At 71.6% G+C, this 4,634-nt stretch carries 5 protein-coding genes; 4 read left to right on the top strand and 1 reads right to left on the bottom strand.

The genetic code is table 11. From position 1 onward, the window contains the following. Positions 1-67: 67 nt before the first annotated feature. Complete coding sequence (locus KDL01_RS39165; RefSeq protein WP_212533787.1) at positions 68-358, bottom strand: hypothetical protein; 291 nt, start codon at positions 356-358, stop codon at positions 68-70. 460 nt (positions 359-818) lie between these two features. Between KDL01_RS39165 and KDL01_RS39160 the strand changes: the two genes are divergently transcribed. The 4 genes from KDL01_RS39160 to KDL01_RS39145 form a co-directional block, all read left to right on the top strand. Continuing rightward, positions 819-1,892, top strand: coding sequence for a C40 family peptidase (locus KDL01_RS39160; RefSeq protein WP_212533786.1), 1,074 nt, complete (start codon positions 819-821; stop codon positions 1,890-1,892). A 153-nt stretch (positions 1,893-2,045) separates the two neighbouring features. After that, on the top strand, positions 2,046-2,759 hold the full coding sequence (locus KDL01_RS39155; RefSeq protein ID WP_212533785.1) for a (Fe-S)-binding protein: 714 nt from the start codon (positions 2,046-2,048) through the stop codon (positions 2,757-2,759). Further along, positions 2,756-4,177, top strand: a complete 1,422-nt coding sequence (locus KDL01_RS39150; protein ID WP_307846788.1) for a LutB/LldF family L-lactate oxidation iron-sulfur protein — start codon at positions 2,756-2,758, stop codon at positions 4,175-4,177. The genes KDL01_RS39155 and KDL01_RS39150 overlap by 4 nt, the downstream gene beginning before the upstream one ends. Further along, the coding region (locus tag KDL01_RS39145; protein WP_212533784.1) for a LutC/YkgG family protein at positions 4,174-4,634 on the top strand (461 nt) is incomplete at its 3' end. The genes KDL01_RS39150 and KDL01_RS39145, both read left to right, overlap by 4 nt.

Below are 4,634 nucleotides of genomic sequence, written 5' to 3'. Positions count from 1 at the left end.
GTTCACGGACGCGGGGGCCGGGCGGGCCGGCCTCGGTGCGCCTGGAGGGCTCTGAGCCGGCTCTGAGCTAGGCGACGACGCCCTCGACGGTCACCGGGCCGTCGGGCCAGCGGCGCAGCGCGACGCGGTCGCCGGGCTTGGGCCACAGCCGCCCGGCGGCGCGGGCGCGGGCCGCGGCGAGCAGCAGGCTCGCTCCATAGGTGGCGCTCGCGGCGCCGAGTTCGGTCAGCACGAGCGCGCCGACCAGATCACAGGTCATTATTCGCCCGGGCAGCAGTCCCGGGGCCAGCCGGGCCAGTTCGGCCTTGTCCGGCTCGCTCCAGCCCAGCCCGTCGTCCACGGCCTCGGTGCGCGGCACCCGGTCGATCAGTCTGCGCGCCCGCGGGCGGCAGGGTCGGCAGCACGGCACAGGGCTTGGCGCGGGGTCTGCCGTGGAAACCGCGTGTGCCGACATGGAAGCCTCCGTGGTGCCTGGTATGGACGAGCGTGTCACGTGTCAAATATCCGCTCATGGGCTGAGCGTACGGTTTGTCTCACTGAATCGAAGATTCTAGGCGCCCACCGCACCGCTGTCGCTGAATTTTTAGCCGAGGACGGCCGTTTCGGCCAGTCGGGCCGCGAACCGGGGCGCGCCGTACCCCGATCGTGTCGAGCGAAACGGGCAAGTGCGCCCGAATCGAAGCCCCCGGGTAAAGTTCCGGCAAAGCGACCCTCACCGCGGGCAACCGTACCGTCACTCCTGGCATAGCGTGGTCGGCGCGCCGTTCGCCCGGGGAACACTCGCGATCGGCGCCTCGTCGTCCTCCAGGAGCGATCTGATGATGACAGAACCCGCAGCCGACCCGTGCACGCGGGGGCTCGGCCCGCGACACCGCAGCCCCCGCGGGCCGGCCTCGATCTGCGCGGTGCGCGCAGTGGGCGTGCTCACCTCGGGCGCCGCCGCCGCGGTGGGCGTGGCGGCCTGGGCTCCGAGCACGGCGCAGGCCGCGGATCCGCAGCAGATCGCCACCCAGGTGCTCAGCCTGCGTGCGGCGGCGGAGACCGCCACACAGCAGTACGACCAGGCCACCCAGAACATGGCCAGGCTCCAGCAGCAGATCGACGCCCTGCAGGCGCAGACGACGCTGGCCCAGGCCGCGGTCCAGCGCTACTCCTCCTCGCTGGGCCGGATCGCCGCCGCGCAGTACCGCGGCATCGGCGTGGACCCGACCCTGCAGCTGCTGCTGGCCCAGCAGCCCGACCAGTTCCTGCAGCGCGCCGCCACCATGGACAACGTCAGCCGCGGGCAGGACGAGGCGCTCGAGTCTGCGGAGCAGGCGCAGCTGCGCCTCGAGCAGTTCCGCGCCCAGGCCGGCGTGGACACCGTCCTGGCGGCGCAGGAGGAGCAGCAGGCCGCCGCGGACAAGGGCCGGATCCTGGCCGAGTACCAGCAGGCGCAGGCCCTGCTGCGGCAGCTCACGCTGTCGGAGCAGCAGGCCCTGAACTACTCGGGCGTGACGCCCCAACAGATCGAGGGCGTCCCGGTCAGCACCGGCCGGGCAGCCCAGGCGATCGCGTTCGCCGAGTCCAAGCTGGGCCTGTGGTACGAGTGGGGCGGCACCGGCGACCCCGGCTACGACTGTTCCGGCCTGGTGCAGGCGGCGTGGGCCTCGGCGGGCGTGCAGCTGCCCCGGGTGACCTGGGATCAGATGACGGTCGGTCAGGCCGTGCCCGCGGACGAGCGGGATCTGCAGCCCGGCGACCTGATCTTCTACCTCGACGGCGCCCACGTGGCGATGTACATCGGCAACGGCCTGGTCATCCACGCCCCGACCACCGGCCAGCAGATCCGGTACGGCGAGTGGGACATGATGCCCGTCGCCGCCGTCCGCCGCGTGCTGCCCCCGACGTGACGCCGGGCGGGCCCGGCCGGGCCAGCCATCCCACCTCTGGGAGTCTGCGCCCGAGTTCCCTCCACGCGGCCGATTGCGCACGCAGCCTGGATTCCGGACGGAGCTCGGCAGTAGCATCGAAGCCACCGAAGTCCTCCGATGATTCGAGCCGCGATGCGTATTGCCTTGTTCGTCACCTGTGTCAATGATGTGGCGTTCCCGAGTACCGGGATCGCGACGGTGCGCCTGCTCGAGCGGCTCGGGGTGGAGGTGGCGTTCCCCGAGGCGCAGACCTGCTGCGGGCAGATGCAGTACAACACCGGCTACCCGGCCGAGGCCGCCCCGCTCGCGGCGAAGTTCGCCCGCGACGTCGCCGGGTACGACGCAGTGGTGATCCCCTCCGGCTCGTGCGGCGCGTTCGTCCGCGACGTGCACCCCAAGCTCGCCCCCGCCGCGGCCACCCCGCCGGTCTACGAGCTGACCGAGTTCCTGATCGACGTGCTGGGCGTCGAGGACGTCGGGGCGTACTTCCCGCACCGGGTCGCCTATCATCCGACCTGTCACTCCTCGAGGCTGCTCAAACTCGGGGACCGCCCGACCCGGCTGCTGCGCGCGGTCGCGGGGCTGGAACTGGTGGAGCTGCCCGCGGCCGAGGAGTGCTGCGGGTTCGGCGGGACGTTCTCGGTGAAGAACCCCGACGTCTCCGCCGCGATGGGCGCGGACAAGGTGGCGCACGCGGTGGAGTCGGGGGCGGAGTATCTGGTGGCGGCGGACAACTCCTGCCTGATGCACATCGGCGGCACCGCGCGCCGCTCCGGCGCCCCGGTGCGCACCATCCACCTGGCCGAGATCCTGGCCGCGACGAAGGAAACGGCGGTGACGGTGTGACCGGGGTGTACCTGGGGCTGCCCGCCTTCCCCGAGGCCGCCCGCAGCGCGACGAAGAACACGCGGATGCGCGCGAACCTCACCCGTGCCACGCACACCATCCGCGACAAGCGCGCCCGCGCGGTCGCCGAGCTCGAAGACTGGGACCAGCTGCGCGCGGCCGGAAAGGCGATCAAGGACCAGACGCTGCGGCACCTGGACCGGTACCTGCTTCAGGTCGAGGAGAAGGTCACTGCGGCCGGCGGGCACGTGCACTGGGCCCGCGACGCGGACGAGGCCAACCGCATCGTTACGGAACTGATCAAGGCCACCGGCGAGACCGAGGTGGTCAAGGTCAAATCCATGGCCACTCAGGAGATCGAGCTCAACGAACACCTCGCCGCCGCCGGCATCCACGCGTACGAGACCGACCTGGCCGAGCTGATCGTGCAGCTCGGCGAGGACCGGCCCTCGCACATCCTGGTCCCCGCGATCCACCGCAACCGCACCGAGATCCGCGACATCTTCCGCGACCGCATGGCCTCCTGGGGCCGCCCCGCCCCCGAGGGCCTGACCGACGAGCCCAAGGTCCTGGCCGAAGCCGCCCGGCTGCACCTGCGCGAGAAGTTCCTGCGCGCCAAGGTCGCCGTCTCCGGCGCCAACTTCATGATCGCCGAAACCGGGACCCTCGTCGTGCTCGAATCCGAGGGCAACGGCCGGATGTGCCTGACCCTGCCGCAGACGCTGATCTCCGTGGTCGGCATCGAGAAGATCCTGCCGAGCTGGCAGGACCTGGAAGTCTTCCTACAGCTGCTGCCCCGCTCCTCCACCGCCGAGCGGATGAACCCGTACACCACGATGTGGACCGGCACCCACCAAGGCGACGGACCGAAAGACTTCCACCTCGTGCTGCTCGACAACGGACGCACCGCGACGCTGGCCGACGAGGTCGGACGCCAGGCCCTGCGCTGCATCCGCTGCTCCGCCTGCCTGAACGTCTGCCCCGTGTACGAGCGCGCCGGCGGACACGCCTACGGCAGCGCGTACCCCGGCCCCATCGGCGCCATCCTCACCCCGCAGCTGCGTGGCACCGAGACCGAACTGGACCGCTCCCTGCCCTACGCCTCCTCCCTGTGCGGGGCCTGCTACGAGGTCTGCCCGGTCGCCATCGACATCCCCGAAGTCCTGGTGCACCTGCGCGCGAAGGTCGCCGAGCACGCACCCGGACACCGCGCGGAACGCACCGCGATGAAGGCCGCGACCTACGCCATGACCCACCCCGCCGCCTACCGCACCGCCGAGGCCGCCGCCGTACGCGGCAGGAAACTGATCCCCGCGAAGATCCCCTTCGGGCCCGGCAAGGCCTGGACCGACACCCGCGACCTGCCCGACCTGCCCGCCCAGACGTTCCGCCAGTGGTGGAAGGAGACCCACGCGTGAGCACCACCGCCCGCGACGAGATCCTCGCCCGCATCCGCACCGCCCTCGCCGACGCCCCCGAAACCGCACCGGTCGACCGCGACTACCTGCCCGCCCACGTCCAGACCGGCCTGACCGACCTGCTGGCCGAGAACCTCGCCGACTACCGCGCCACCGTCCACCGCGCCGCCGAAACCGAGATCGCACAGGTCGTCGCCCGGCTCATCGCAGAACACGGCGACGCGACGCTGGCGGTCCCCGAGGACCTGCCCGAGGCCTGGATCCCCCGCGAGATCCAGCCCCGGCGCGACGATCCCCCGCTCCAGCCCGCCGAACTCGAGACCATCGACGCCGTCCTGACCGGCGCAGCCCTGGCGATCGCCGAAACCGGCACCATCGTCCTCGACACCGGCACCGCCCAAGGCCGACGCATCCTCACTCTCATCCCCGACCACCACATCTGCGTCATCCACTGCCC

This window comes from Actinospica durhamensis (assembly GCF_018139695.1).
GTDB classification, from domain to species: Bacteria; Actinomycetota; Actinomycetes; order Streptomycetales; family Catenulisporaceae; genus Actinospica; species Actinospica durhamensis.
The sequence above is the reverse complement of the archived record's forward strand: the minus strand, read 5'-3'. Positions and strand labels throughout refer to the sequence as shown.

Excerpts from the sequence above, each read along its gene's own strand:
- KDL01_RS39160 (WP_212533786.1), top strand. The coding sequence starts at position 819 with ATGATGACAGAACCCGCAGCCGACCCGTGCACGCGGGGGCTCGGCCCG.
- KDL01_RS39155 (WP_212533785.1), top strand. The coding sequence starts at position 2,046 with ATGCGTATTGCCTTGTTCGTCACCTGTGTCAATGATGTGGCGTTCCCG.